Annotated in this window: 25 protein-coding genes and 1 pseudogene; 8 read left to right on the top strand and 18 right to left on the bottom strand. The window is 72.6% G+C overall.

Annotation, left to right across the window (positions count from 1 at the left end):
• Window positions 1-40 precede the first annotated feature (40 nt).
• Entirely contained in the window at window positions 41-661 is a 621-nt protein-coding gene (gene folE, locus K7862_RS13965) for a GTP cyclohydrolase I FolE (RefSeq protein ID WP_222962864.1), read from the top strand.
• Window positions 662-787: 126 nt separating this feature from the next.
• Here the strand turns inward: folE and K7862_RS13960 are convergent, their stop codons facing one another.
• The 3 genes from K7862_RS13960 to K7862_RS13950 form a co-directional block, all read right to left on the bottom strand.
• Complete coding sequence (locus K7862_RS13960) at window positions 788-1,351, bottom strand: hypothetical protein (protein ID WP_222962863.1); 564 nt, start codon at window positions 1,349-1,351, stop codon at window positions 788-790.
• Window positions 1,352-1,598: 247 nt separating this feature from the next.
• Entirely contained in the window at window positions 1,599-2,927 is a 1,329-nt protein-coding gene (locus K7862_RS13955) for a class I SAM-dependent RNA methyltransferase (protein ID WP_222962862.1), read from the bottom strand.
• A gap of 231 nt (window positions 2,928-3,158) precedes the next feature.
• Window positions 3,159-5,237 (bottom strand): APC family permease, encoded by a 2,079-nt coding sequence (locus tag K7862_RS13950; RefSeq protein ID WP_222962861.1) that lies wholly within the window; start codon window positions 5,235-5,237, stop codon window positions 3,159-3,161.
• Window positions 5,238-5,429: 192 nt separating this feature from the next.
• Between K7862_RS13950 and K7862_RS13945 the strand changes: the two genes are divergently transcribed.
• Entirely contained in the window at window positions 5,430-6,098 is a 669-nt protein-coding gene (locus K7862_RS13945) for a potassium channel family protein (protein ID WP_222962860.1), read from the top strand.
• Entirely contained in the window at window positions 6,095-6,778 is a 684-nt protein-coding gene (locus tag K7862_RS13940) for a potassium channel family protein (RefSeq protein ID WP_222962859.1), read from the top strand. Before K7862_RS13945 ends, K7862_RS13940 begins: the two co-directional genes overlap by 4 nt.
• Window positions 6,779-6,844: 66 nt before the next feature.
• On the opposite strand, the gene K7862_RS13935 is transcribed toward K7862_RS13940, so the two are convergent.
• The 9 genes and pseudogenes from K7862_RS13935 to K7862_RS13895 all read right to left on the bottom strand — a co-directional run bounded on the left by K7862_RS13935 (window position 6,845) and on the right by K7862_RS13895 (window position 14,961).
• Window positions 6,845-7,564: a DUF3159 domain-containing protein gene (locus tag K7862_RS13935; protein WP_222962890.1), complete on the bottom strand. Its 720-nt coding sequence runs from the start codon at window positions 7,562-7,564 to the stop codon at window positions 6,845-6,847.
• 126 nt (window positions 7,565-7,690) lie between these two features.
• Complete coding sequence (locus K7862_RS13930; RefSeq protein ID WP_222962858.1) at window positions 7,691-8,089, bottom strand: OB-fold nucleic acid binding domain-containing protein; 399 nt, start codon at window positions 8,087-8,089, stop codon at window positions 7,691-7,693.
• Between the two features lie 57 nt (window positions 8,090-8,146).
• Complete coding sequence (locus tag K7862_RS13925; RefSeq protein ID WP_222962857.1) at window positions 8,147-8,830, bottom strand: response regulator; 684 nt, start codon at window positions 8,828-8,830, stop codon at window positions 8,147-8,149.
• A 65-nt stretch (window positions 8,831-8,895) separates the two neighbouring features.
• Window positions 8,896-11,457 carry a sensor histidine kinase gene (locus tag K7862_RS13920; protein ID WP_222962856.1) on the bottom strand — a complete coding sequence of 854 codons (2,562 nt, stop codon included), beginning with the start codon at window positions 11,455-11,457 and terminating at the stop codon, window positions 8,896-8,898.
• Between the two features lie 228 nt (window positions 11,458-11,685).
• Window positions 11,686-12,420 carry an ABC transporter ATP-binding protein gene (locus K7862_RS13915; protein ID WP_222962855.1) on the bottom strand — a complete coding sequence of 245 codons (735 nt, stop codon included), beginning with the start codon at window positions 12,418-12,420 and terminating at the stop codon, window positions 11,686-11,688.
• Window positions 12,417-12,815, bottom strand: a pseudogene (locus tag K7862_RS13910) (ABC transporter ATP-binding protein); the annotation flags it as partial. The gene K7862_RS13915 and the pseudogene K7862_RS13910, both read right to left, overlap by 4 nt.
• A gap of 249 nt (window positions 12,816-13,064) precedes the next feature.
• Window positions 13,065-13,841: a DUF3710 domain-containing protein gene (locus K7862_RS13905; protein ID WP_222962854.1), complete on the bottom strand. Its 777-nt coding sequence runs from the start codon at window positions 13,839-13,841 to the stop codon at window positions 13,065-13,067.
• Window positions 13,842-13,843: 2 nt separating this feature from the next.
• Window positions 13,844-14,359 carry a dUTP diphosphatase gene (dut, locus tag K7862_RS13900; RefSeq protein ID WP_222962853.1) on the bottom strand — a complete coding sequence of 172 codons (516 nt, stop codon included), beginning with the start codon at window positions 14,357-14,359 and terminating at the stop codon, window positions 13,844-13,846.
• Window positions 14,356-14,961, bottom strand: a complete 606-nt coding sequence (locus K7862_RS13895; protein ID WP_222962852.1) for a PaaI family thioesterase — start codon at window positions 14,959-14,961, stop codon at window positions 14,356-14,358. Before K7862_RS13895 ends, dut begins: the two co-directional genes overlap by 4 nt.
• 154 nt (window positions 14,962-15,115) lie before the next feature.
• On the opposite strand from K7862_RS13895, the gene K7862_RS13890 reads away from it, so the two are divergent.
• Together K7862_RS13890 and K7862_RS13885 are read left to right on the top strand one after the other, a co-directional pair.
• Window positions 15,116-16,000, top strand: coding sequence for an SDR family oxidoreductase (locus K7862_RS13890; protein WP_222962851.1), 885 nt, complete (start codon window positions 15,116-15,118; stop codon window positions 15,998-16,000).
• Window positions 16,001-16,027: 27 nt separating this feature from the next.
• Window positions 16,028-16,522 (top strand): DUF3093 domain-containing protein, encoded by a 495-nt coding sequence (locus tag K7862_RS13885; RefSeq protein ID WP_262413100.1) that lies wholly within the window; start codon window positions 16,028-16,030, stop codon window positions 16,520-16,522.
• Between the two features lie 151 nt (window positions 16,523-16,673).
• Here the strand turns inward: K7862_RS13885 and K7862_RS13880 are convergent, their stop codons facing one another.
• The 4 genes from K7862_RS13880 to K7862_RS13865 form a co-directional block, all read right to left on the bottom strand.
• On the bottom strand, window positions 16,674-17,423 hold the full coding sequence (locus tag K7862_RS13880; RefSeq protein ID WP_222962850.1) for a hypothetical protein: 750 nt from the start codon (window positions 17,421-17,423) through the stop codon (window positions 16,674-16,676).
• Between the two features lie 13 nt (window positions 17,424-17,436).
• Window positions 17,437-17,736, bottom strand: coding sequence for a DUF4193 domain-containing protein (locus K7862_RS13875; RefSeq protein WP_033173914.1), 300 nt, complete (start codon window positions 17,734-17,736; stop codon window positions 17,437-17,439).
• A gap of 522 nt (window positions 17,737-18,258) precedes the next feature.
• Complete coding sequence (locus K7862_RS13870; protein ID WP_222962849.1) at window positions 18,259-19,530, bottom strand: sensor histidine kinase; 1,272 nt, start codon at window positions 19,528-19,530, stop codon at window positions 18,259-18,261.
• A 5-nt stretch (window positions 19,531-19,535) separates the two neighbouring features.
• Window positions 19,536-20,189: a response regulator transcription factor gene (locus K7862_RS13865; protein ID WP_222962848.1), complete on the bottom strand. Its 654-nt coding sequence runs from the start codon at window positions 20,187-20,189 to the stop codon at window positions 19,536-19,538.
• Between the two features lie 340 nt (window positions 20,190-20,529).
• Between K7862_RS13865 and K7862_RS13860 the strand changes: the two genes are divergently transcribed.
• On the top strand, window positions 20,530-20,703 hold the full coding sequence (locus K7862_RS13860; protein ID WP_222962847.1) for a hypothetical protein: 174 nt from the start codon (window positions 20,530-20,532) through the stop codon (window positions 20,701-20,703).
• 110 nt (window positions 20,704-20,813) lie between these two features.
• Here the strand turns inward: K7862_RS13860 and K7862_RS13855 are convergent, their stop codons facing one another.
• Window positions 20,814-21,635 carry an inositol monophosphatase family protein gene (locus K7862_RS13855; protein WP_222962846.1) on the bottom strand — a complete coding sequence of 274 codons (822 nt, stop codon included), beginning with the start codon at window positions 21,633-21,635 and terminating at the stop codon, window positions 20,814-20,816.
• A gap of 44 nt (window positions 21,636-21,679) precedes the next feature.
• On the bottom strand, window positions 21,680-22,822 hold the full coding sequence (locus tag K7862_RS13850) for a ferrochelatase (RefSeq protein WP_222962845.1): 1,143 nt from the start codon (window positions 22,820-22,822) through the stop codon (window positions 21,680-21,682).
• 174 nt (window positions 22,823-22,996) lie between these two features.
• Between K7862_RS13850 and K7862_RS13845 the strand changes: the two genes are divergently transcribed.
• Both K7862_RS13845 and K7862_RS13840 read left to right on the top strand, forming a co-directional pair.
• Entirely contained in the window at window positions 22,997-24,277 is a 1,281-nt protein-coding gene (locus tag K7862_RS13845; RefSeq protein ID WP_222962844.1) for an MFS transporter, read from the top strand.
• Window positions 24,201-25,556, top strand: coding sequence for a D-arabinono-1,4-lactone oxidase (locus K7862_RS13840; protein WP_222962843.1), 1,356 nt, complete (start codon window positions 24,201-24,203; stop codon window positions 25,554-25,556). The genes K7862_RS13845 and K7862_RS13840 overlap by 77 nt, the downstream gene beginning before the upstream one ends.
• Window positions 25,557-25,916 lie beyond the last annotated feature (360 nt).

Genomic DNA, 25,916 nt, shown 5'->3' with positions numbered 1-25,916 from the left:
CAATCGTTAGTGAAATAGGTTCGCGACGAGGAGGTCCCCCATGAGCTCGGTATCCGTGGAACCGCTAGCGGCCGCCCCCGCCCTGCGCGTCGTGCACGAACCCCCGGCCCTGGACCTGGCCGGGGCGGAACGCGCCGCGGCGGCGTTCCTCGACGCCCTGGGCATCAGCACCGAGTCGGAGAACCTGCGCGGCACTCCGGGGAGGATGGCCCGCGCCTACGCGGAGATGTTCAGTCCGCGGCCGTTCGACCTGACGACGTTCCCCAACGACGAGGGCTACGACGAGTTGGTGCTCGCCCGGGGCATCCCGTTGCGCTCGGTGTGCGAGCACCACCTGCTGCCGTTCACCGGCACCGCGCACATCGGCTACCTGCCCGGGCAGCGCATCCTGGGCCTGTCCAAACTCGCCCGCGTCCTGGAGCACTTCGCCTGCCGGCCGCAGGTGCAGGAGCGGCTCACCACGCAGGTCGCCACGTGGCTGCAGACCCATCTCGAGCCCAAGGGCGTCGGCGTCGTGATCCAGGCCGAGCACAGTTGCATGACGCTGCGCGGCGTCCAGGCCACCGGCAGCACCACGCTGACCTCGACGCTGCTCGGCCGCCTGCGCACCGACCCCAGCTCCCGCAGCGAGTTCCTGACCCTCACAGGCGCCCACGCCTGAAGGGGTTCGGAGCCGGCACCAGCTTCGGAGCCGGCGCCAACGGGGCCTCGGCTCGGCCGAGTCGAGGCCGGTCGCCACGGCCATGGGCCGATCGTCCGATGGGACCGGCCCGTGGCCGCACGGGGATCAGGCGATGCCGATGACGCCCGCGTTCTTGTTGAACTCGTCGGTGGAGTAGCAGCCGAGGACCGCCGACAGCTTCGGGCCGGTGGGGTTGTCATTGACGTCGCACGTCACGGAAGGCGAGTCGAGGGCGTCGACCTGCATCAGGAACGTCACCTGGCCCGACGCGCCCTCGAAGCCGGTGACGTTGTAGACGGCGTTCGCCGTGGTCACGCTGGCCGCCCGGAACTGCACCTCGTAGTCGTGGTACCCGTTCTCCGGGATCTCGGAGCCGAGCGCCGGCACGGCGCCCTCGAACGGTCCGCCGGACACCGACGCCAGGGTGATGTGCACACCCTCGATGTTCGTGATGTGGAAGCCCTGGCTGTACTGCACGGAGCCGAGCGTCGTACCCACGGTGTGACCGGTGCCGGTCGTGTTGCTGTTCCCGCTGATGAGGTCGTGGCAGGCGTTGTTGTTGCCGCTTCCGAAGTTGACGATGACGCAGTGGCCGGCGTCGGTGCCGTCGCCGGGGTCGCTCGCGGCCCGGGCGGTGGTGCCCAGACCCGTGAGGCACAGCAGTGCCATGGCGACAGCGAACGCCGGACGTGTGTGGCGCATGAGGGTGCCCTGTTCCGTCAGTGGTGGGGGTGACGAAGTGTCCGTTGGATCGTGCGGATTCGCGGACACGGAGCGTGGGAGGCACAACGATGGTGTGCCTCGAATGGTGGACTCGGTGGACGGCCCCCTCGCGAGGGCGGCCGCCCAGGGTGGCCGTCGGCCCTGACAGGGCTCACGGCCACCCTGGGCGGCCGCCCCACCGACGAACCGCCGGTCAGGCGGCCTGCTTCTTCGGGGCCAGGATGGCGACGCACTCCACGTGGTGGGTGAACGGGAAGAGATCGAAGGCGCGGAGGGTGGTGGGGTGGTAGCCCTCCTCGGCGAACCACGCGAGGTCGCGGGCCAGGGCGGCCGGGTCGCAGGCCACGTAGGCGATGCGGCGGGCGCCGAGGGTGGCGAGGTGGCGCACCGTCGCGTGGCCGGCGCCGGCCCGCGGCGGGTCCAGGACGATCAGGTCCACCTCGGTGATCCCGGTCCGCGGCAGCACCTGCTCGACCTTGCCGCGCTCGATGCGGACCAGCTCCAGGTCCTGGAGGTTGTGCTGGGCGTCCTCCACGGCCCGCCGCGAGGACTCGATCCCGAGGACCGCGCCGCGCTCCCCGACCCGCTCCCCCAGCGCCCCGGCGAACAGGCCGACCCCGCAGTACAGGTCCAGCGCCATGTCGCCCTTGCGCGGCATCAGCCCCTGCATCACGGCCTCGACGAGCAGGTCCGCCGCCTTCGGGTGCACCTGCCAGAAGCCGCCGTCGCCGACCCGCCAGGTGCGGTCGATCGCCCGCTCCCGCACGAAGGGACGGCCGTGCACCCGGTGCACGGCATGGTCGCGCTCACCGATCCGCTGCACGGACACCGGCCGGTCGAGTTCGACGATGGGCAGCCGCCCGCCGGGCCGCGGCGTGAGGATCACCTGCCGGTCGTTCGAGCCGGTGGCGGCGATGGCCTCCACGGAGGCCATCTGCGGCCACTGCCGTGCCTCGACGCCGAGCTCGCTGACCCCGGGCGCGGCGATCATGCAGTGGTCGATCACCTCGACCTCGTGCGAACGGTGGCGGCGCAGGCCCGCCCGGCCCTCCGCATCGATCGCGTACTGCACGCGCGTCCGCCACGCCGGCACCTCGCCCTTGGCGACCTTGTCGCCGGGCGCCGGCGCCACCGTGCCGTCCCAGCCGGCCTCCTCGGGCGTCAACCCGGCCAGCCGGGCGAGCTGCTCGGCGACCACCGCGGCCTTCAGCCGCCGCTGCGCGCCGGGCGCCGCGTGCTGCCAGTCGCAGCCGCCGCAGCGTCCGGGCCCGGCGAACGGGCAGGGAGCCTCGACGCGGTCCTTGGAGGCGGTCAGCACGCGGACGGCGTCGGCCCGCAGGAACCGCGCGCCCTCCTCGCCCTCGGTCACCCGGGCGACGACCCGCTCCCCCGGCAGCGTGTGCCGGACGAACAGCACCTGGCCGCTCTCGGTCCGTGCGACGCAGTGGCCGCCGTGGGCGACCGGCCCCACCTCGACCTCGTACTCCTGGCCGACGAGTGAGCGGGCGGGTTCGGTCTGCATGGCGGAGCTGCTCCTGGGCTGGAACGGGACGACGGGCACGGGGCGACGGAAAACGGGCGACGGGGACGGACGGAGGGCACGGGACGACGGGCTGCCGCTCCCCGTGGCACAGCCGTCCAGTCTACGTGCCCGCTCCCGGCCCCCGCGCCGCCGTCGCACCCGGGCGCAGCCGGCGGGGCGGACAGCCCCGAGCCCGAGCCCCGGGCCGCACCCGGCACCCAGGGCGAAGCCTCAGACCTGCCCCGACCCGGCCCCCGCCCCCGGCGTCACCTGCTCGCGGTCGGCCGTCCGCGGCGGCCCCACCGGCCCGCGGCGGATGGAACCGGGCGCGCTCCAGTCGGCACGGCGCCGCGCCCGCAGCTTGGCCGCCTCCGAGGACTCCAGCTGCCACGGCACCGACGTCACCATGACGCCCGGCGTGAACAGCAGGCGGCCCTTGAGCCGCAGCGCGCTCTGGTTGTGCAGCAGGTGCTCGTACCAGTGGCCGACGACGTACTCGGGGATGTAGATGCTGACCACGTCGCGCGGGCTGTCGCGCCGCAGGCCCTTGACGTAGTCGATGACCGGCCGGGTGATCTCGCGGTAGGGCGAGTCGAGGATCTTCAGCGGGACGTCGATGCCGCGGTTCTGCCACTCGTTCTGCAGGGTCCTGGTGTCCTGCGGGTCGACGTTGATGCTGAGCGCCTCCAGGCTGTCGGAGCGCATCAGCTTGGCGTACGACAGGGCCCGCAGGGTCGGCTTGTGCAGCTTGGAGACCAGCACGATGGAGTGCACGCGCGACGGCAGCACGTAGTCCTCGCCGGGCTCGTCGGCCGCGGCGATCTCCTCGGAGACCCGCGTGTAGTGCCGGCGGATCGCGGTCATCGTGGCGTAGAAGATCACCATGCCCAGCACCGCGACCCACGCGCCGTGGGTGAACTTGGTGAGCAGCACGATGACCAGGACCAGACCGGTCAGGAAGCCGCCGAACGCGTTGATCGCGCGCGAGCGGATCATGTGGCGGCGCTTGGCCGGGTCGGTCTCGGTGCGCAGGTGGCGGTTCCAGTGGCGGACCATGCCGGTCTGGCTGAGGGTGAACGAGACGAACACGCCGACGATGTAGAGCTGGATCAGCCGCGTCGAGTCGGCGCCGTAGATCACCACGAGGATGGCCGCGAAACCGGCGAGCAGCACGATGCCGTTGGAGAAGGCCAGCCGGTCGCCGCGGGTGTGGAGCTGCCGGGGCAGGTAGCGGTCCTGGGCGAGGATCGAGCCGAGGACCGGGAAGCCGTTGTACGCGGTGTTGGCCGCCAGGAACAGCACCAGGGCGGTGGCGGTGGCCAGGAAGATGAACGGGATCGAGTTGTGTCCGAAGACCGCCTCGGCGACCTGGGCGATCACCGGGTTCTGGGTGAAGCCGGCGCCGACCGGCTTGCCGTGGTCGAGCAGGTCGGTGGCGGGGTTCTCGGCCATCCGGACCTTGGTGTTCACCGCGAGCGCGATGATGCCCAGGAGCATCGTGACCGCCAGCAGGCCGATCAGGGCGAGCGTGGTCGCGGCGTTCTTCGACTTGGGTTTGCGGAAGGCCGGCACGCCGTTGCTGATGGCCTCGACGCCGGTGAGCGCGGCGCATCCGGAGGAGAAGGCGCGCAGCAGCAGGAAGACCAGGGCGAAGCCGCCGAGGCCGGAGGACTCCGCGTGGATGGTGAGGTGTGCCGTGGGCGCCGCCATGTCGTGCCCGGTGGCGATCCGGAGGATGCCCCAGGCGATCATGCAGAAGACGCCGAAGACGAAGGCGTAGGTCGGGATCGCGAAGATCGTGCCCGACTCCCGCACCCCGCGCAGGTTCATCACCATGAGCAGCAGGATGACCGCGACGGCGCCCAGCACCTTGTGGGTGACGAAGAACGGCACGGCCGAGCCGAGGTTCTCGATACCCGAGGCGATGGACACCGCGACGGTGAGGACGTAGTCCACCATCAGCGCGCTGGCGACGGTGAGCCCCGCCCGCGGGCCGAGGTTGGTGGTCGCCACCTCGTAGTCGCCGCCGCCCGAGGGGTAGGCGTGCACGTTCTGCCGGTAGGACGCCACGACGGTGAACATCACCACCGCGACCGCGACGACGATCCACGGGCTGTAGTGGTACGCCGCCCCGCCCGCGATCGACAGGACGAGCAGCACCTCACCCGGGGCGTAGGCCACCGAGGACAGCGAGTCGGACGCGAAGACGGGGAGCGCCAGCCGCTTCGGCAGCAGCGTCTCCCCCAGCCTGTCGCTGCGGAGGGCCCGCCCGATGAGGATCCGTTTCGGCAGGTCGGTCAGTTTGGACACCCCGCGATGTTAAGGGATCGCCCATACGTGTGCTCCCCCCTCTCCCCCACCGGCTGTGGCGAACTTGTGCGCTCGCTGAGACGCAACCTTCTGGGGCGCACCGCGCGTGTGTACTTTGGGCGCGGTCTGAGACGCTTGAGCGGCACAGTCGGAAACAGCACTCGTTAAGTGATCGCCACCGGAAGGACGGTCGTGCACGTCGTGATTATGGGATGCGGGAGGGTGGGCTCCACTCTCGCGCACTCCCTCGAACAGCAAGGTCATTCGGTCGCCGTGGTCGACCAGGACCCCACGGCCTTCCGCCGCCTGGGCTCCGGGTTCGGCGGGCGACGGGTGACCGGAGTCGGGTTCGACCAGGACACGCTGCGTGAGGCCGGTATCGAGGAGGCGGGCGCCTTCGCGGCCGTCAGCAGCGGCGACAACTCCAACATCATCGCGGCCCGGGTGGCGCGGGAGATGTTCGGCATCGAGAACGTGGTGGCACGGATCTACGACCCCAGGCGTGCTGAGGTCTACCAGCGGCTGGGCATCCCCACCGTGGCCACGGTGCGCTGGACGGCCGACCAGATGCTGCGGCGGCTGCTGCCGTCCGGCGCGGAGCCCCTGTGGCGCGACCCGAGCGGCGGTGTGCAGCTCGCCGAGGTGCACACCTCGCCGGCCTGGATCGGGCACAAGGTGAGCAGGCTCCAGGAGGAGACCGGGGTACGTGTGGCATTTCTCACCCGGCTCGGCGAGTCGATGCTGCCGACGTCGCAGACGGTCCTGCAGGAGGGCGACCTCGTGCACGTGATGATGCGGACCGACGCCGTCGCCGAGGTCGAGGCGGCGTTCACCAAGGGTCCCGAGGAGGCGCACTCATGAGAGTGGCCATCGCCGGCGCCGGCGCGGTCGGACGGTCGATCGCGGCGGAGCTGCTGGAGAACGGGCACGAGGTGCTGCTCGTCGACAAGAACCCGACGTCCATCTCCGTGGAGCGGGTGCCGCAGGCCGAGTGGCTGCTCGCCGACGCCTGCGAGATCACCTCGCTGGACGAGGCGGCGCTGCAGCGCTGCAACGTGGTGATCGCCGCGACCGGCGACGACAAGGTCAACCTGGTGGTGTCGCTCCTCGCGAAGACGGAGTACGGCGTGCCGCGGGTGGTGGCCCGGGTCAACAACCCGAAGAACGAGTGGCTGTTCAACGAGTCGTGGGGCGTGGACGTGGCGGTGTCCACACCGCGCCTGATGTCCGCGCTGGTCGAGGAGGCGGTGAGCGTCGGCGACCTGGTCCGGCTGCTGCGCTTCAGCCAGGGCGACGCCAACCTCGTGGAGCTGACGCTGCCGGAGGAGGCCGTGCTGGTCGGCACGCGCGTCGGCGACGTGGAGTGGCCGACCGACACCTCGCTGGTCACCATCATCCGCGGCAACCGCGTGCTCACGCCGTCGAAGGACGACGCGCTGGAGGCCGGCGACGAGCTGCTGTTCGTGGCCGCGCCGCACCGCGAGGAGCAGCTCGAGGACCTGCTGTCGGTGCAGGACGGGGCGGCCTCCGCCAAGGAGTGACGCCCTCGGGAACGTGTGTGGGTCCCGGACCGTACGGTCCGGGACCCACAGGCGTTCGGGGTGCGCTCAGCCTCTGCCGCGCTCAGCCTGCTCGGCCGCTTCCCGTTCGGCCGTGCCCGCCTTCTCGGCCTCTTCGGCCTTCTCCGCGGCCTCCATCTCGGCGATGACGTCGATCGGCGGCGGTGCCTTCACCAGGAAGATCCAGGTGAGGTAGACCGACAGCAGGAACGGCGGGATGCCGAGGGCGACCTTGACCCAGCCGAGCTGGGTGGCGTTGCCCCACCAGTACAGGGGGAACAGGATCGCGGACTTGGCCAGCAGGATCAGGCCCCATGCCCAGCTCGCCTTGGTGTAGGCGCGCAGCCGGCCCGGGTTCCGCTTCTTCCAGGAGAGGTTCTCCTTGAAGATCGGCCCGAGGATCAGGCCCAGCAGCGGCCAGCCGGCCATCGCCGAGACGATGTAGGCGACCGCCAGACCGAGGGTGTAGAGCATGCCGGGCAGATAGAAGTTCTTGGCGTTGCCCGACATCATCGCGAAGACCGCGCCGAAGGCGACGCCGAACACCCCGCTGAAGGCGTGCTTGAGGGTGTCCCGCTGGACCAGCCGCGTCACGCCCATCAGCACCGACAGCGCCAGCGCGGCGATCGCCGAGGACGTGATGTCGCGGTTGACGGTGTAGATGGCCACGAAGACCAGGCCGGGCACGGTGGTCTCCACCATGCCGCGGACACCGCCGAACGCCTGGAAGAGGGCGGCCTCGGTCACGGCGCGCGCCTCGGCGGACACCTCCGCGGAGACCTGGGTGGAGCCGTGCGGACCGGAGGCGCCGGTGCCGGCGCCGTCCGCGGACTGCGCGCGCGCACCTGCCGACGGCTCGGCGGCCGCCTCGCCGTTGTCGATCGACGTCACCTGTTACTCCTGTCCGACCGGACGCAGCTCGTACTTGGGGTTGAACAGCACCGGACGGCCCCGGTTCATGGCGACCCGGCCGGACGCGATGATCCTGCGCCCGGGTTCTATGCCGGCGATGCTGCGACGGCCCAGCCACACCACGTCGAGCGCGGCGGACCCGTCGAAGAGCTCGGCTTCCAGTGCGGGCACGCCCGCCCGAGGACGCAGCGTGACCGTACGCAGCGTACCGGTCACGGAGACGATCTGGCGGTCGGAACAGTCCCCGATCGGGGTGCAGCCGGTGGCCCGGGTGTCCTCCTGCAGCTCTTCCGAGAGCAGTTCCTCCTGAGTGGAGGACAGGCGGTCGAGCATGCGGCGGAAACGGCCCGCCGGCCGATCGGATCGCGTGGCACCACTCATGCCGCCAAGGGTACCGGCCGTACGGGTCAGTTCCAGAGACCGCAGATGGGGCGGTCGTCACGGCTCGAAGCGGTACCCCATGCCCGGTTCGGTGATGAAGTGGCGGGGCCTGGCCGGGTCGGCCTCCAGCTTGCGCCGCAGCTGGGCCATGTAGACCCGCAGGTAGTTGCTCTCGGTGCCGTACGCCGGACCCCACACCTCCTGGAGGAGCTGCTTCTGGCCGACGAGCCGGCCGGGGTTGCGCACCAGCACCTCCAGCAGGTGCCACTCGGTGGGCGTGAGGCGCACGTCGGTGCCGCCGCGGTTCACCTTCTTCGCGGCCAGGTCCACGGTGAAGGTCTCGGTCTCCACGACGGCGGCGCCCTCCTCGGCCCCGGCCGGGGTGGACCGGCGGACCGCGGCGCGCACGCGGGCGAGCAGCTCGTCCATGCCGAAGGGCTTGGTGACGTAGTCGTCGGCGCCGGCGTCGAGCGCCTCGACCTTCTCACCGGACGCCTGCCGTGCCGACAGCACGATGATCGGCACGCGCGTCCAGCCGCGCAGCCCGCGGATGACCTCCACGCCGTCCATGTCGGGCAGGCCGAGGTCCAGCACCACCACGTCGGGCTGGCGGGCGGCCACCGCCCGCAGCGCGCCCGCGCCGTCGTGGGCCGCGTCGACCTCGTAGGAGCGGGCCCGCAGGTTGATGGCCAGCGCGCGGACGAGCTGCGGTTCGTCGTCGACCACGAGGACCCGGTGCATGCGTGTTCTCTCTTCTGTCGTGTGCGCCGACCGCTGCGCCGTGTGCGCCGTCGGCGCGGTTCCGGTCATCCGGGCCGTCCGAACGCCGGTGTGCCGTCCGCGCCGGCCTGGCGGGCGCCGGCGGTGGGCACGCCCGCGGCGGCGGGCAGGGTCAGGACCATGGTGAGTCCGCCGCCCGGAGTGTCCTCGGCCTGCAGCGTGCCGCCGACGGCCTCGGCGAAGCCGCGGGCGACGGCGAGGCCGAGCCCCACACCGGTGCCGCGGGGCGCGTCGCCGTAGCGCTGGAAGGGCTCGAAGATGTGCTCCCGGGCGCTCTCGGGCACGCCCGGCCCGCGGTCGACGACCCGCACCTCCACCCGGTCGCCGAGCGCGCTCGCCGCGACCAGCACCTTGCTGCCGGGCGGGCTGTACTTGACGGCGTTCTCGACGATGTTGGCGACGCTGCGCTCCAGCAGGCCCGGGTCGACGGCGACCATGGGCAGGCTCTCGGGGATGTCGAGGGCCACGCTGTTCTTCGGCACCCCGCCGAGCGCCATCGGCACCACCTCGTCCACGTCGACGACGCGGATGAGCGGGGTGACGGTGCCGGTCTGGAGCCGGGACATGTCGAGGAGGTTGCCGACGAGGTGGTCCAGGCGGTCGGCGCCGTCCTCGATGCCCGCCAGCAGCTCCGCCTCGTCTTCCGGCGACCAGGCCACGTCCGCCGAGCGCAGGCTGGACACCGACGCCTTGATGCCGGCGAGCGGGGTGCGCAGGTCGTGGGAGACGGCGGCGAGCAACGCGGTGCGGATCCGGTTGCCCTCGGCCAGCTCCCTGCTCCGGGCCGCCTCACCGGCCAGCCGCTCGCGGTCGAGCACCACCGCGGCCTGCGCGGCGAAGGCGGAGAGCACCCGGCGGTCGGAGGCGGGCAGCACCCGCCCTGTCAGGGCCAGCGTCAGCCGGTCGCTGACGGCGACCTCCACGTCGGCCTCCTCGGGCCGCGACGGCGGATGGCCGCCGACGCCGGCGGCGCGCGTCCAGGCACCGCGTTCGCCGGTGCGTTCCAGCAGCGCCGCGGAGTCCATTGCGAAGGTCTCCCGGACCCGGGCCAGCAGGGCCTCCAGTGAGCTCTCGCCGCGCAGCACGCTGCCCGCGAGGTGGGAGAGGATCTCGGCCTCGGCCGCGAGTCTGGCCGCCTGCTGGGTGCGGCGGGCGGCGAGGTAGACCACGGAGGCGACGGCCGCGCCCACCACCACGAAGATCACGATCGCCACGATGTTCTCGGGTTGGGCGATGGTGAAGGAGTGAGTGGGCGGGGTGAAGAAGAAGTTCAGCAGCAGGGAGCCGAGCAGCGCCGAGGCGAGCGCCGGCAGCAGGCCGCCGACCAGGGCCGCGGCCACCGTCATGGTCAGGAACAGCAGCATGTCGATGGCCTGGCCCGGGCCGGGGTGGAACTGACTCAGCACGACGGTGAGCAGCGCGGGTCCGCCGACGCCGGTCAGCCAGCCGGCGACGATCCGGGACCGGCCGAGGCTCGCCCCGCGGGCGGCCGGCAGCCCGCGGCCCTTGGCGGCCTGTTCGTGGGTGACGATGTGCACGTCGATGTCGTCGGACTCGCGGGCGACGGTCGCACCGACCCCGGGCCCGAGGGCGTACTGCCAGGCCTTGCGGCGGCTGGTGCCGAGGACGATCTGGGTGGCGTCGACGCCCCGGGCGAAGTCCAGCAGGGCGCCGGGCACGTCGCCGCCGACGACGTGGTGGAAGGTGCCCCCGAGATCCTCGACCAGGGTCCGCTGGACCGCCAGCTCCTTCGCCGAGCCCGGCGCCGCGCCCTCACCGTGCACGATGTGGACGGCCAGGATCTCGCTGCCGGAGGCCTTGGCGGCCATGCGGGCGGCCCGGCGGATCAGGGTGCGGCCCTCGGGCCCGCCGGTCAGGCCGACGACGATCCGCTCGCGGGCCTGCCAGGCGGCCGATATGCGGTGGTCGGCGCGGTACTGCTGCAGGTACTCGTCGGCCCGGTCGGCGGTCCACAGCAGCGCCAGCTCGCGCAGCGCGGTCAGGTTGCCGGGGCGGAACCAGTTGGACAGCGCCGCGTCGACGCGGTCGGGCGGGTAGATGTTGCCGTGGGCCATACGGCGGCGCAGCGCCTGGGGCGACATGTCGACCAGTTCGATCTGGTCGGCGCGGCGCACCACCTCGTCCGGCACGGTCTCCTGCTGCCGGACGCCGGTGATCGACTCCACGACGTCGCCGAGGGACTCCAGGTGCTGGATGTCGACGGTGGAGACCACGTCGATGCCGGCCCGCAGCAGCTCCTCGACGTCCTGCCAGCGCTTGGCGTTGCGGGAGCCGGGGGCGTTGGTGTGGGCGAGTTCGTCGACCAGGACGGTCTGCGGCGCGCGGCGCAGCACCGCGTCGACGTCCATCTCGGTCAGCGGGCTCCCGCGGTGCTCGAACCGCAGGCGCGGCAGCTCCTCGAGGCCGGCCGCCATAGCCTCGGTGCGGGGCCTGGCGTGGTGTTCGACGTAGCCGACGACCACGTCACCGCCGCGCTCCACCCGGCGGTGCGCCTCGGCGAGCATCGCGTAGGTCTTGCCCACCCCGGGTGCCGCCCCGAGGTGGATGCGCAGCGTGCCGCGTCTCATGGCTCAATCGTCCTCCCGCGCCCGGGCGCTCGCGAGGCCCGGTACGCGCGGGGGTGGACGGACTGCCGCCTGGTCGTGGACACGTTGTGCGATCCTAGGCGGCCGCCCGGGCCGGCGGGCCGGGCGCGGGGCCCGGCCGGCGTCAAGAACGCGTATGGGTTCGCGCCGGGGCCTCCGAAGGCCCCGGCAGGACAGCCGGCCGGTCGTCCGACCGCCGTGCGGCGCCGGTCACTCCTCGGCGACGATCCGCCCGTCGCGCAGTTCCAGCACCCGGTCGGCCAGGGCCAGCAGCTGGGCGTCGTGGGTGGCCACCAGCGCCGTGACGCCCTCGCTGCGCACGACCGCGCGGAGCAGCTCCATGACCGCGAGGCCGGTGTCGGCGTCGAGCTGCCCGGTCGGCTCGTCGGCGATGATCAGCACCGGGCGGTTGGCCAGGGCGCGGGCGATGGCCACGCGCTGCTGCTGGCCGCCGGACAGTTCGCCGGGCCGCTGGGCGGCGTGGTCGGCCAGGCCGACGAGGGACAGCAGCAGCTCGACGCGCTCCTCGCGCTCCCGCGGCGCCACCTTGCGGAGCCGCATGGGCACGCCCACGTTCTCGGCGGCGGTGAGGATGGGGATCAGGCCGAAGGACTGGAAGACGAAGCCGATGCGGTCGCGGCGCAGCGCCAGCAGGTCGTCGTCGCCGAGCCCGGCCAGGTCGGTGCCGTCGAGGGTGATGCGGCCGGAGTCGGCGGCGTCCAGGCCGCCGACGAGGTTGAGGATGGTGGTCTTCCCGGAGCCGGAGCGCCCCTTGAGGGCGACCAGCTCGCCGCGCGGCACCGAGAACGACACACCGCGCAGGGCGTGCACGGCTGTCTCGCCGCTGCCGTAGGTGCGGTGCAGGTCCTCGACGACGACCATGTCACCGGTGGGCGGTCCTTCGGCGACGGCGGTGGCCGCGTGTCCGCTGGACTGCTCGCTCATGCTTCTTCCTCCCCCTGCCGGCCCGCGTCCGTGCCGTCCCCGTCACGGTCGGGCCAGACCCCGATGTGATCGCGCTCCGCCGTCAGCCGCACCCGGCGGCGCAGACCGTAGCGCTCGGCGTACTCGCGGGGCAGTTGGAGCCGCCCCACCCGGTCGAGCACCGCGTACTCCTCCCCGGCGCCCTGGGACGGTCGCAGCACCTCGGTGGCGGTGCGGCCGTCGCGTATCCGTACGGTACGCCTCACCTGGCCGGAAACCATCGGGTCGTGGGTAACGATCAGGACCGTGACGCCCAGTTCCTCGTTGGCGCGGCGCAGCGCGGCGAACACCTCCTCTCCGCCGGCGGTGTCGAGTTCGCCGGTGGGTTCGTCGGCGAAGAGCACCCGGGGGCTGTTCGGTGGGCGCCGCCGCGGACGGCGGCAGGGGGCGGCCGGGCGGCGCCGGGCAACGGCCCCCGGCCGTATGCCTGTTGCCCCCATGTACCCGCCAACCCCCGTGTCCGCGCGGGCGAAAGAGATCACCCGGTCGCCGAACGTATCGGCGACCGGTGATCTCTGCAACGGTTTCAGGCGAACTACCGCCGGATTTGCGTCCGCATGCTCATCTCTTGCACATGCTCATCTCTTGCATACGGGGGTGCTGGCTCAGTGCAGCTCGGTGATCTCCGGGCCGCGGCGCATCGGGTCGATCCCGTCGCCGAACTTCGAGCCCTCGCCCTGCTCGGGGGCGGCGCCGTCCGGCACCATCTGCGCGTCGGTCGGCAGCTTGAGGACGATCGGGTCGCGGGGTGCCATCGGGGCCTCGCCGCGCACCACCACGGTGTCGCGGAAGACCGCCTCCAGCACGCCCGCCGCCTGGGGCTGGACCGCGCCCTGGCCGGAGATCACACCGCGCAGGAACCAGCGCGGGCCGTCGCAGCCGACGAAGCGCACGAGCTGCACGCCGTTGGTGCCGTCGGGCAGCTGCACCGGGACCTGGGCGCGCAGCTCCCAGCCGAGCGGACCCTCGACCTCGTCGACGATGCCGCCCTGCTGGGTGATGCCGGACGCGATCTCGTCCCGCACCTCGCCCCAGATGCCCTCGGACTTCGGGGCGGCGAACCCCTGCAGCTGGACGGCGCTGTCGCGCAGCACCACGGTCGCCGCGACGATGGACTCGCCGGCCACCTCGACCCGCAGCTCCATGCCCTCGACGCCGGGCACGAACAGTCCGCCCAGGTCCACCCGGCCCTCGCCGGGCTCCTTCACCTCGCTCAGATCCCACGGCCCGTCGGGGCGCGGGGCGGGCGGAAGGTTGTACCGGGACCCCTCACCGTCACCGGAGTGGTCCGGCTCCCGGGCGTCCTCGGTCGACTCGTCCGGGGCCTGGGCCTCGTCGAACTCGTCGATGGCGTCTTCGCGCTCCTTGCGACGACGGAACACGGTCACTGTCCTTCCCGGTCGGTGCCGACCGCTGCGTATCCGTTGCTGGACGTGCCCGCCGACGGCGTCTCCACCGCGGCGTGACCCCCCGTGGAGCCGAAGCCCCCCGCGGCCCTGGCAGAACCGGGCAGCTCCGCCACTTCGTGGAAGCGGACCCGCTCGACCTGCTGGACGACCAGTTGGGCGATCCGGTCGCCCCGTTCGAAGCTGACGCTCTCGCGGGGGTCGAGATTGACCACGATCACCTTGATCTCTCCACGGTACCCGGCATCGACCGTTCCCGGGGCATTCACCATCGCCACTCCGCAGCGCGCGGCCAGGCCGGAGCGGGGGTGCACGAAGGCCGCGTAACCGTCGGGCAGGGCGATCGCGATGCCGGTGGGGAGCATGGCCCGCTCCCCGGGCGCGAGCTCCGCGGCCTCGGTGGTCACCAGGTCGACGCCGGCGTCCCCGGGGTGCGCGTACGCCGGCACGGGGACGGACGGGTCGAGGCGGCGCAGCAGGACGTCGACGCTCACGGGTTCACCTCGAAGGCGCGGGCGACCTTGACCTGGTCGGGGTCGGCCATGGCCGCGCTGATCTCCTCGGGGCGGCCGTTGGCGGTGAAGTGGTCGAGCTTGACCTCGATGAACAGGGCGTCGGCGCGGACCGCGACCGGTCCGTCGGGGCCGCCGACCCGGCCCTCGGCCGAGCTGTAGATCTTGCGGCCGGCGACCGCGGTGCAGCGCGCCGACAGGTGCAGGGTGGCGCCGACCGGCACCGGCCGCACGAAGTCGGACTCCAGCCGGCCGGTGACGGCGATGACGCGCAGCAGCCAGTTGAGCGAGCCCAGCGTCTCGTCGAGCGCGGACACGAGCACCCCGCCGTGCGCCAGCCCGGGCGCGCCCTGGTGCGCGGGCTGCACGGTGAACTCGGCGGTGACGCTGACACCCTCGCCGGCCCGGGCGGCCAGGTGCAGCCCGTGCGGCTGCTGTTCGCCGCAGCCGAAGCACTGGTCGTAGTGGGCGCCCAGCAGTTCTCCCGGCGCCGGGGCGTCGGGGTGCCGCACGGGCGGTGTCGCGTCGGGAGGCGGCGTCAGGCCCGGCCTGCCGCTCCCCGGAGGTGTCGTGGCTGCACTCACGCCCGAGACCCTACCCTCCTGCGGGATCCTTTCCCGTCCGGCATCCGTTGCACTGCGGGGTCGCACCCGATGCGGGTGGTCCCGCACGTGCCGCGCGCGGGCGCGACGTCGCCCGCCGGCCCCCGCACCTCGTCCTCGTACCCCCGGAGTCCGGATGAATCCCAGGAGCGTCGTCGTCACCGGAGCCGGCCGCGGCATCGGCCGGGCCATCGCGCTGGAGCTGGCCCACACCGGCTTCGACGTCATCGGCACGGTCCGCAGCGAGGAGTGCGCGCGCACCCTCCGCGACCAGGTGGCGAGCACCGGGGCCGCGGTCCGCACGGTGCTGCTGGACGTCGCCGACCCGACCTCCTGCGTGCAGGCGTTCACCCGGATCGCCGGTATGACGGACGGCGGCCCGTGGGCGGTGGTCAACAACGCCGGGTTCGCCCAGCCGGGCGCGGTCGAGGACGTGGACGACGAACTCGTGCGGCAGCAGCTGGAGACCAATCTGGTGGCGCCGGCCCGGATCGCCCGGCTCGTGCTGCCGGCGATGCGCGAGCGGCGGGCCGGCCGGATCGTCAACGTGTCGTCGATCGCCGGCCGGGTCTCGCTGCCGATGCTGGGCTGGTACTGCGCGAGCAAGCGCGGCCTGGAGTCGGTGACCGATGCTCTGCGCATGGAGACCGAGCCGTTCGGGGTGAAGGTCAGCCTGGTGGAGCCGGGATCCTGCGACACCGGCATCTGGGAGGCCGGCGCCGAGCTGCTGCCGGACGAGCACGCCTCGGCCTACGCCGAGCAGTACGCCGCCGCGGGCGAGGTGCTGCGCGGGGCGCGCAACCTGCCGGGCCCGCGCCCGGTCGCGCTGGCGGTACGCAAGGCGCTGACCGCGCGGCGCCCGCTGCCGCGGTATCTGGTGGGCGGCGGCGCGCGGTCCACCGCGGTGCTGGACGCGGTCGCCCCGACCGCGGCGTCCGACCGCGTCAAGCAGCTCGCCACCGGACTGCGCACGGCTCCGCCGCGGGTCACCCGTGCGCTGGCGCGCCTCCGCGGCAGATGACCCGGCGGGGCATGGCAGTCTTGTGCCATGTCTGGTGTGATGCCCTCCCCCGGCGGCGACTACGACGAACGCCTCACCGCGCCGCGTACCTGGTGGCTGATGGCCTTCGGCGTGGGCGTGGCGATGGCGCTGATCGTGTACCCCTTCGGACCGCTCGCGATGCTGGCCGGCCTGGTCGGCGGCGCCGCCCTGGCCAGTGCGGCGGTCAGCTCGTACGGCTCGGCGCGGATCCGGGTGGTGGCCGGTTCGCTGGTGGCGGGCAAGGCCCGCATCCCGGTGGAGGCGCTGGGTGAGACCCGTGTGCTGGACCCGGCCGAGGCGGTGGCCTGGCGGTCGCACAAGGCGGATCCTCGGGCGTTCATGCTGATGCGCTCGTACGTGCCGACGGCGCTGAAGGTGGAGGTGACCGATCCGGCGGACCCCACGCCGTACGTCTACCTCTCGACGCGGTCGCCGCAGCGGCTGGCGGAGGCGCTGGCGGCGGTCAGGACGGCCCCCAGCGGGGGTCAGGCGGCCGTCTAGCGGAATCGGAGGCCCCTCGCTGACCTTCGGGGCACTCGGGGAGGCGGGAGCCGGGCGAGGCGCCTCGACGGGGTCCGGGCCGGTCAGCGGGCCGGTCCGCTGTTCGCGGGGCTGGGGTCCTGTCGCGGGATGCCTCGGGCCCTCAGGCCGGTCAGGTCCAGGGAAGGTCGGGTTCCGGCCGGTCGCCGGGCGGCAGTGCGGGCCAGGGCTGCTGGCCGGCGCGCAGGTCGCGGCGCACCTTCTCGGCGAGTTTGCGGGTCTCGCGGCGGTTCATGGTCGCGCCGACGGCGGCGCCGATCATGAACGGCGTCAGTGACGGCGAGTGGCGGATCGTCCGCCGCAGCAGGCGCTGCCGCATCTGCCGCTTCATGCCGGTGCCCAGCGCCACGTTGACGGTGGACAGCCTCAGCACGTCGATGCCGCGCTGCTCGGTCCACGCCCAGAGATAGGCGGTGGCGCGCTCCCGGGCGTTGCCCGTGAAGCGCAGGCCGTAGACCTCGTGCAGCTCGGCGATGAGCTTGTACTCGATGGCCGCGACGCCGAGCGTCTCGGTCGCCAGCTCGGCCGGCATCGTCGGCGGCTTGGGCAGCATCGCGGCCGCGCCCACACCGGCGCCGACCGTCATCGTGCCCTTGACCGCCGAGGCGATCAGCCGGTCCGCGATGTCCTCGGGGCCGAGCCCCGGGAACTGCCGGCGCAGCGTCGCCAGGTCGCGGACCGGAATCCGCGGCGCGGTGTCGATGAGCCGCTCGCTGACCGACCCCAGGCCGGTCCTGGCCATCCGTCCGGACCGGCGGGCGCCGCTCCACACTCCCCGTCCGATACCGCGAGCGGTCGTGGCCGCGAGCGAGGCCGCACGGCCTCGCTCGTCGCCCTCGCGGCTGTCCGGTGAGCCGGTCACGGGCACCCGCGGGTCACGCCGCGCAGTCGCGGCAGATCGGGTTGCCGTTCTTCTCCGAAGCCAGCTGGCTCCGGTGGTGGACGAGGAAGCAGCTCATGCAGGTGAACTCGTCCGCCTGGCGGGGCAGCACGCGGACCGACAGCTCCTCGTTGGAGAGGTCGGCACCGGGCAGCTCCAGGGACTCGGCCTGGTCGAACTCGTCGACGTCCACCGCGGAGGTGGACTTCTCGTTCCGCCGGGCCTTCAGTTCCTCGATGCTGTCCTCGTTGACGTCATCGTCGGTCTTGCGTGGGGTGTCGTAATCCGTAGCCATTTTCGCTCTCCCCCTGTGGGTGTCTGCGGTGTCTCCAGCGCACGTAACGCGCGGGAGGCCGGACTTGTGCCCGCCTCGAGGCGGAGATTTTGCCTCACATCAAGCCCTGTTACTCAATCGACACCCGACGTGCCCCCCGAAGAGGTGATTGCGCCGGTGGCCGATCATGCTCCACGACGGTCCGAAAGTGGTACGCCGCGAAGGCCTTCACGTGTACTTCCCGTGATCATGACCTGGGGAAACATGGATTTTCCGGTCGATTCCCCAGGCCCGGCGATCACCGAGCGTACACGCTGCGCGGAGAGACTGTGCAATTCGTCACAGCCGCCCTCGCGCGTGGACGGATCCGGATATTACTCTCAAAGCGAACATCCGTCCGGTCCGGCCACCCTCCAGGACGCACAACCGGGGTGACAGGTTTCACAGGTCTGGACAGACCTGTCCCCCGGTGGCGGCCACCGGGGGACGCGGACCAGCGCCCGGCGCGTCGAAAGCGCCGGTCGGAACGGGTGCTCGCGGTGCTCACACCGGTATGACGACCCGCATCACCAGACCGCCGCCGTCGCGCGGCTCGGCCGCGATCACGCCGCCGTGCGCCCGGGCCACCGACCGCGCGATCGACAGACCCAGCCCCACGCCCTTGTCGCTGCCGGTGCGCTCGGTCCGCAGCCGCCGGAAGGGCTCGAAGAGGTTGTCGATCTCGTAGGCGGGGACCACCGGCCCGCTGTTCACCACCACCAGCAGCGCCTGGCCGCCCTCCACGGACGTCGTGACCTCCACCCAGCCGTCCTGCGGGACGTTGTAGCGCACGGCGTTCTGGACGAGGTTCAGGGCGATCCGCTCCAGCAGCACGCCGTTGCCCTGGACGACCGCGGGCACCAGGTTCTCGCGCAGCTCCACGTGCCGGCCGTCGGCCTCGGCCCGCGTCTGCTCGATGGCCTGGGAGGCCACCTCGGCCATGTCGACGGGCTTGCGGTCCACGATCTCGTTCTCGCTGCGGGCGAGCAGCAGCAGGCCCTCCACGAGCTGCTCGCTGCGCTCGTTGGTCGACAGCAGCGTCTTGCCGAGCTGCCGCAGCTCGGACGAGGCCTCCGGGTCGGAGAGCTGCACCTCCAGCAGGGTGCGGTTGATCGCCAGCGGGGTGCGCAGTTCGTGCGAGGCGTTGGCCACGAAGCGGCGCTGCGCGTCGAAGGAGCGCTCCAGCCGGTCGAGCATGCCGTCGAAGGTGTCGGCCAGCTCCTTCAGCTCGTCGTCCGGGCCGTCCAGCTCGATGCGCCGCTTGAGGTCGGAGCCGACCACGCCGCGGGCGGTCCTGGTGATGCGGCCGAGCGGCGCGAGGACGCGGCCGGCCATCACGTAGCCGAAGGCGAAGGCGACCACCGCGAGGCCGATCAGGGCCAGCAGGGAGCGCTTGAGCAGCGTGTTGAGGGCGACGTCGCGCTGGTGCTGCATGCAGGTCTGGATGGCCGTGAGCGGGTCACCGTGGTTGTTGTCGGCCACGCAGCCGTTCTGCGGGTAGTTGATGCCGGTGATCTGGAAGGGCAGATTCGAGCCCTCGTGGATCGCCTGCGCCGCCAGCAGATAGATGATCCACAGCAGGATCACGCCGGCGATCAGGAACATCCCGCCGTACAGCACGGTGAGCCGTATCCGGATGGTCGGACGCAGCCACGGCGGCGGCGGGTGCTCGGCCGTGGGCGGCTCGCCCGGCGGGCGGGGCGGGACGGAAGGCCGCGGCGGAGAGGCGGCGGGGGCGGACGGGGACGTGCCGGGTCCCGGGTACTGGGTGGCCATGGCGATCAGATCCGGTAGCCGGAGCCGGGCACGGTGACGATCACCGGGGGCTCGCCGAGCTTGCGGCGCAGCGTCATGACGGTCACCCGGACCACGTTCGTGAAGGGGTCGGTGTTCTCGTCCCACGCCTTCTCCAGCAGTTGTTCGGCGGAGACCACGGCGCCCTCGCTGCGCATCAGCACCTCGAGGACCGCGAACTCCTTGGGCGCGAGGTGCACCTCCTTGCCGTCCCGGAAGACCTCGCGGCGGTTGGGGTCGAGGCGGATGCCGGAGCGTTCCAGGACCGGCGGCAGCGGCGCGGTGGTGCGCCGCCCGAGGGCGCGCACCCGGGCGGTCAGCTCGGTGAAGGCGAAGGGCTTCGGCAGGTAGTCGTCGGCGCCGAGCTCCAGGCCCTCGACCCGGTCGCTGACGTCGCCGGCGGCGGTGAGCATGAGCACACGGGTGGGCAGCCCGAGGCCGACGACCTCCCGGCACACCTCGTCGCCGTGCACGACCGGCAGATCGCGGTCGAGGACGACGACGTCGTAGTCGTTGACCCCGATCCGCTCCAGGGCGGCACCGCCGTCGTAGACGACGTCGACGGCCATCGCCTCGCGGCGCAGGCCGGTGGCAACCGCGTCCGCGAGCAGTTGCTCGTCCTCGACGACCAGTACGCGCAAGGCGCTACTTCCTTCCGTGAGCTGTGGGGATCCTTTCCACATCCTGCACCGCGGGGCCGTAAACCGGCGGTAAGGGAGAGACCGGGCGAGACCTGTGCGAGGTGTGTGGAGGTCGCGTGCCGGAAACGCGAACACCGGCCGAACGCGCACTGAACAGGCGTCCCCCGTCCGGACGGCCTTCGTCGGGACGGAATTTCTTTCGTGTCGGGGAGGTTTCCGCCGTCAGTCATACGGGGAGGACGGCTGTACACCCACCCACCGTGCCCTGCCACGCGTTTCCCATCGCGCGGCACCTGGGTCAGACACATCCCCGTGTCAACGGAGACGACGAGGAGGCGCCATGGACGCGTTCACTACGGGAATCCTGCAGCGCATAAACGCCACGGAGTCCGATCTTCGCCGGGCCCGGGAGACGGGGGACGACTTCCTCGCCGATGTGGAGCTGAGCGAGCTGGAAGACCTCCGCCGCCTCGCCGCCGAGCACGGCGTGGACGTACGGCCCAAGGTCGCCTGACCCACGAGGGCCGACCCCCAAGCCGCACGCCCCGGTCACCAGGACGGTGCCGGGGCGTTCGCATGCCCGCCGCCGGGCGGCTGGGCCGTCGCGGTTCGTCGCGGGCGGGATCAGTCGTGCCAGGCGCCCAGCCCGTCGAGCAGGGCCTGCAGCGGCTCGAAGAGCCCGGGTGAGCCGGCGACGGTCAGCTCACCGGACGGCCGTTCACCCGGCCGTCCGCCGGTGAGCGCGCCCGCCTCGCGGGCGAACAGCTCGCCGGCCGCCAGGTCCCACGGGTTGAGGCCGCGCTCGTAGTAGGCGTCGAGCCGCCCGCAGCCGACGTCGCACAGGTCGATGGCGGCCGAGCCGCCGCGCCGGATGTCCCGGACCTGCGGGACCAGGGTGCGGACGACCTCGGCCTGCGCGGCGCGCCGCTCGGCGATGTAGCCGAACCCGGTGCCGACGAGCGCGTGGGCCATCTGCGGCGCGGGCCGGCAGTGCGCGGGCCGGCCGTTGACCAGGGCGCCGCGCCCCAGCACCGCCTGGCAGGTCTCACCGCGCATCGGCGCCACCACGACGCCCACCAGGGTTTCGCCGTCCTTCTCGGCGGCGATGCTGACGGCCCACGACGGCAGGCCGTAGAGGTAGTTCACGGTGCCGTCGAGCGGGTCGACGACCCAGCGGACGCCGCTGGTGCCGGTGGTGCTCGCGCCCTCCTCGCCGAGGACGCCGTCCTCGGGACGGGCCTTGCCGATCACCGAGGTGATCAGCTTCTCGGCGGCGATGTCCATCTCGGTCACGACGTCGATGGAGCTGGTCTTGGTGGCGGCCACGCCGAGGTCGGCGGGGCGGCCGTCGCGCAGCAGGTCGCCGGCCTGGCGGGCGGCGTCCAACGCGGTGTGCAGCAGTTCGTCCAGCAGGTCGGCGCTGGCGCCGGTCTCCGGTGTGCTCATCAGTGGTGGCTCCTTGGTGTCCGGTTCCGGGTTCCCCGGTCGCGTCAGTCCTGGCCGGCCGCGGCCGGCAGCGGGTTCCTGGCCGGGCAGCAGCCGGCGGGGCAGACGTCGTGGCTCGGGCCGAGCGCGCCCAGCGCGCACCTGCGCGGCGACAGGCCGCGCTCGGTGGCGGCCCGCTCCAGTACCAGGTCGCGCACGGCGGCGGCGAAGCGCGGGTCCGCGCCGACGGTGGCGGCGCGGGCGACCGGCAGGCCCAGCTCCTCGGCCTTCGCGGCGGCCTCGGTGTCGAGGTCGTACTTGACCTCCATGTGGTCGGAGACGAACCCGATCGGCACCATCACGACCGCCGGTACCCCGGCCGCGTGGACCTCCTCCAGGTGGTCGCAGATGTCCGGCTCCAGCCAGGGGATGTGCGGGGCGCCGCTGCGCGACTGGTAGACGAGCTCCCACGGCCGCTCGACGCCGGTGGCCTCGCGCAGGGCGCCGGCGATCACCCGCGCGGTGTCGAGGTGCTGGGCGACGTAGGCGCCGCCGTCGCCGTGGTCCGGCACCGGGCCGGAGGTGTCGGCGGCGGCGGTCGGGATGGAGTGGGTGGTGAACGCCAGCCGGGCGCCGTCCCTGACCTTCTCGGGCAGCTCGGCGAGCGCGGTGAGCACCGCGTCGGTCATCGGCTCGACGAAGCCCGGGTGGTTGAAGTAGTGCCGCAGCTTGTCCACCCGCGGCACCTCGCGGCCCTCCTCGGCGAGCACGGCCAGCGAGGCGGCGAGGTTCTCCCGGTACTGCCGGCAGCCGGAGTAGGAGGCGTAGGCGCTGGTCGCCAGCACCAGGATCCGGCGGTGCCCGGCCTCGCTCATCTCCCGCAGGGTGTCGGTGAGGTAGGGCGCCCAGTTGCGGTTGCCCCAGTACACCGGCAGGTCGAGGCCGTGGCCGGCGAAGTCCTTGCGCAGCGCGGCGAGCAGCTCGCGGTTCTGCTCGTTGATCGGGCTGACGCCGCCGAACAGGAAGTAGTGCTGCCCGACCTCCTTGAGCCGTTCGCGGGGGATGCCGCGGCCGCGGGTGACGTTCTCCAGGAACGGGACGACGTCGTCGGGTCCCTCGGGGCCGCCGAAGGACAGCAGCAGCAGGGCGTCGTAGGGGGCGGCGTCGGCGCGGTCGGCCGGGGCGGACTGGTCTGGCTGATCGGACATGTCTCCGATCCTGCCATCCGCCGCGGCGCGGTCCGGCGCGGGCCGTGCCCGGGACTGGCCGGAAAAGGACTTGCCGCCCTTCGTAAGCTGTATGGACCATCTATGTCCCTTACGGAACCGCGGTCACCCCCGGTGTCCGCCGAGCGACGGCGGCGACGCCGCCGGGGAGCACCTGTGAGCAGTCCCTACCGGGCGATCTTCGCCGCTCCTGGAACCCGCGCCTTCGCCGTCGCGGGTCTCGTCGGCCGCATGCCGCTGTCGATGCTCGGGATCGGCATCGTCACGATGATCTCCCAGGTCACCGGGCGGTACGGGCTGGCCGGCGCGCTGTCGGCGACCCTCGCGCTCGCGGCGGCCGTCTGCGGCCCTCTGGTCTCCCGGCTGGTCGACCGCTACGGGCAGCGGCGGGTGCTGCGCCCGGTGTGCGCGGTGACGGTGGCCGCGGTCGCCGCGCTGCTGGTCGCGGTGCGCGAGGACGCCCCGGACTGGACGTACTTCGTGTGTGTCGTGGGCGCGGGGCTCACCCCGAGCCTGGGGGCGATGGTCCGGGCCCGCTGGTCGGCCATCCACCACGGCTCCCCCGAACTGCTGCACACCGCCTTCTCGTTCGAGTCCGTGCTCGACGAGATCGTCTTCATCCTCGGCCCGATCCTCTCGATCGGGCTGTGCACCGCCTGGTTCGCCGAGTCCGGGCCGCTGCTGGCGGCCGCGTTCCTGGGCGTCGGCGTGCTGATGCTGACCGCCCAGCGGGCCACCGAACCGGCGCCGCACCCGCGCGGGCAGCACCACGGCGGTTCCGCCCTGCGTACACCGGCGCTGGCGGTGATGGCCGGGGTGTACGTAGGCACCGGCACGGTCTTCGGCGCCGTCGACGTGGCCACGGTGGCGTTCGCCGACGAGCGCGGCCACAAGGCGCTGGCCAGCCTCGTCCTGGCCTCGTACGCGGCGGGCTCGTGCCTGGCCGGGCTGGTGTTCGGACTGCTGCGGCCCAAGGGTTCGGCCGCGGGCCGCTTCCTGCTGGGCATCACCCTGATGGCGGTGAGTATGATCCCGCCACTACTGGTCGGGAACTTGTGGTTCCTGGCCGGTGCGCTGTTCCTCTCGGGCCTGACCATCGCACCGACGATGGTGACGGCGTTGGGCCTGGTGGAGCGGCTGGTACCGCGGTCGCAGCTCACCGAGGGCATCACGTGGATCTCCACGGGACTCGCCGTCGGCGTCGCGGCGGGGGCCTCGCTGGCGGGCCGGGTGGTCGACGCCCACGGCGCCTCCGCGGCCTTCGCGGTACCCGCCTCCGCGGCGGTCGTCGCCGTGGGGGTGGCGGTCCTGGGGAACCGCCGGCTGCGGCCGGCGCCGGAGCGGGAGGAGCCGCACGGACATGGCGAGGACGTGGGCGACGCGAACGGATGGGCCGGCCGGGACGGCGAATGGGACAGCCGCGAGGGTGTGGCGTAACTGGGCGGGCAACGTCACCGCCACACCGGCCCGGACCGTCGCTCCCGCCTCCGTGGACGAACTGGCCGCCGAGGTCCGCAAGGCCGCCGCCGAGGGCCTGACGGTCAAGGCGGTGGGCGCCGGGCACTCCTTCACCTCCGCGGCGGCCACCGGGGGCGTCCAGGTGCGTCCCGAGGCCCTCACCGCGATACGCGACATCGACCGGGCTGCGGGCACCGTCACGGCCGAGGCGGGCGTGCCGCTCCGTCAGCTGAACGCCGTGCTCGCCGCGGAGGGCCTGTCGCTGACGAACATGGGCGACATCATGGTGCAGACCGTGGCGGGCGCCACCAGCACCGGCACGCACGGCACCGGCCGCGACTCCGGTTCCATCGCCGCGCAGATCCGCGCGTTCGAGCTGGTGACGGCCGACGGTTCGGTGCTCACGTGTTCGGCCGAGGAGAACCCGGAGGTCTTCGCCGCCGGGCGGATCGGCCTCGGCGCGCTGGGCGTGCTCAGCGCGATCACCTTCGCCGTGGAGCCGATGTTCCTGCTGAACGCCCGTGAGGAACCGATGCCGTTCGACCGGGTGATGGCGGAGTTCGACCAGCTCGTCGAGGAGAACGAGCACTTCGAGTTCTACTGGTTCCCGCACACCGACGGCTGCAACACCAAGCGGAACAACCGCAGTCAGGGCCCGGCCGCGCCGGTGCCCGCGGTGCGCGGCTGGATCGACGACGAACTGCTGTCCAACGGCGTCTTCCAGGCCGCGTGTGCGCTCGGCCGCGCGGTGCCGGCCGCGATCCCCGGCATCGCGAGGGTCTCCAGCCGCGCGCTGTCCGCCCGCACCTACACCGACATCCCTTACAAGGTCTTCACCAGCCCGCGCCGGGTGCGGTTCGTGGAGATGGAGTACGCGCTCCCGCGCGAGGCCGCGGTGGAGGCGATCCGCGAACTCAAGGCCATGGTCGAGCGGTCGGAGCTGCGGGTCAGCTTCCCGGTCGAGGTGCGGGTCGCGCCCGCCGACGACATCGCGCTCTCCACGGCGTCCGGGCGGGACAGCGCGTACGTGGCGGTGCACATGTACCGGGGCAGCCGCTTCCAGGAGTACTTCACCGCGGTGGAGAAGATCATGGTCGCGCACGGCGGGCGGCCCCACTGGGGCAAGATGCACACCCGCGACGCGGAATACCTCCGGACGGCCTATCCGCGGTTCGGTGAATTCACCGAACTGCGCGACCGATTGGATCCGGACCGGCTCTTCGCCAACGACTACCTGCGGAGGGTGCTGGGTTCGTAGGAGTACGTCCGCTTTTGCCCGGCGCACATGGGGCTCACGCGTGACCCGCGTCACCCAACTCCCGCCCCCGTGCAGGACATTCGGCGGCGCGGCAGCCGCCCCTCGCTGGCCCAAATGGAGTACCGTGACGAATCCTGGCTCACGGTGCCCGTCCGGCTGCCCGGGCCGTACGGGAAGGGGGGCCGGGGCGCCGTCCCGGGGCGCTCACGATCGGTCACGCAGAGTGGCCAATCGACTACAGTCCCATGACGGGGTGTCACCGCCCAACCGCGACACGCCGGGGAACTCTGCAAGGTTGTGGCACGCTGCACCCGGGCAGGCCACACTCTGTCCAACGGGAGCAGCGACGCACGTGACGTC

Source organism: Actinacidiphila acidipaludis, assembly GCF_019890725.1.
Taxonomy (GTDB): Bacteria; Actinomycetota; Actinomycetes; order Streptomycetales; family Streptomycetaceae; genus Actinacidiphila; species Actinacidiphila acidipaludis.
Note: the sequence above shows the minus strand (reverse complement) of the source record. Positions and strands in the feature narration are given on the sequence as shown.

Excerpts from the sequence above, each read along its gene's own strand:
- folE (WP_222962864.1), top strand. The coding sequence starts at position 41 with ATGAGCTCGGTATCCGTGGAACCGCTAGCGGCCGCCCCCGCCCTGCGC.
- K7862_RS13960 (WP_222962863.1), bottom strand. The coding sequence starts at position 1,351 with ATGGCACTGCTGTGCCTCACGGGTCTGGGCACCACCGCCCGGGCCGCG.
- K7862_RS13955 (WP_222962862.1), bottom strand. The coding sequence starts at position 2,927 with ATGCAGACCGAACCCGCCCGCTCACTCGTCGGCCAGGAGTACGAGGTC.
- K7862_RS13940 (WP_222962859.1), top strand. The coding sequence starts at position 6,095 with ATGAGAGTGGCCATCGCCGGCGCCGGCGCGGTCGGACGGTCGATCGCG.
- K7862_RS13930 (WP_222962858.1), bottom strand. The coding sequence starts at position 8,089 with ATGAGTGGTGCCACGCGATCCGATCGGCCGGCGGGCCGTTTCCGCCGC.
- K7862_RS13925 (WP_222962857.1), bottom strand. The coding sequence starts at position 8,830 with ATGCACCGGGTCCTCGTGGTCGACGACGAACCGCAGCTCGTCCGCGCG.
- K7862_RS13920 (WP_222962856.1), bottom strand. The coding sequence starts at position 11,457 with ATGAGACGCGGCACGCTGCGCATCCACCTCGGGGCGGCACCCGGGGTG.
- K7862_RS13915 (WP_222962855.1), bottom strand. The coding sequence starts at position 12,420 with ATGAGCGAGCAGTCCAGCGGACACGCGGCCACCGCCGTCGCCGAAGGA.
- K7862_RS13890 (WP_222962851.1), top strand. The coding sequence starts at position 15,116 with ATGAATCCCAGGAGCGTCGTCGTCACCGGAGCCGGCCGCGGCATCGGC.
- K7862_RS13885 (WP_262413100.1), top strand. The coding sequence starts at position 16,028 with ATGTCTGGTGTGATGCCCTCCCCCGGCGGCGACTACGACGAACGCCTC.
- K7862_RS13875 (WP_033173914.1), bottom strand. The coding sequence starts at position 17,736 with ATGGCTACGGATTACGACACCCCACGCAAGACCGACGATGACGTCAAC.
- K7862_RS13870 (WP_222962849.1), bottom strand. The coding sequence starts at position 19,530 with ATGGCCACCCAGTACCCGGGACCCGGCACGTCCCCGTCCGCCCCCGCC.
- K7862_RS13860 (WP_222962847.1), top strand. The coding sequence starts at position 20,530 with ATGGACGCGTTCACTACGGGAATCCTGCAGCGCATAAACGCCACGGAG.
- K7862_RS13855 (WP_222962846.1), bottom strand. The coding sequence starts at position 21,635 with ATGAGCACACCGGAGACCGGCGCCAGCGCCGACCTGCTGGACGAACTG.
- K7862_RS13850 (WP_222962845.1), bottom strand. The coding sequence starts at position 22,822 with ATGTCCGATCAGCCAGACCAGTCCGCCCCGGCCGACCGCGCCGACGCC.
- K7862_RS13840 (WP_222962843.1), top strand. The coding sequence starts at position 24,201 with ATGGCGAGGACGTGGGCGACGCGAACGGATGGGCCGGCCGGGACGGCG.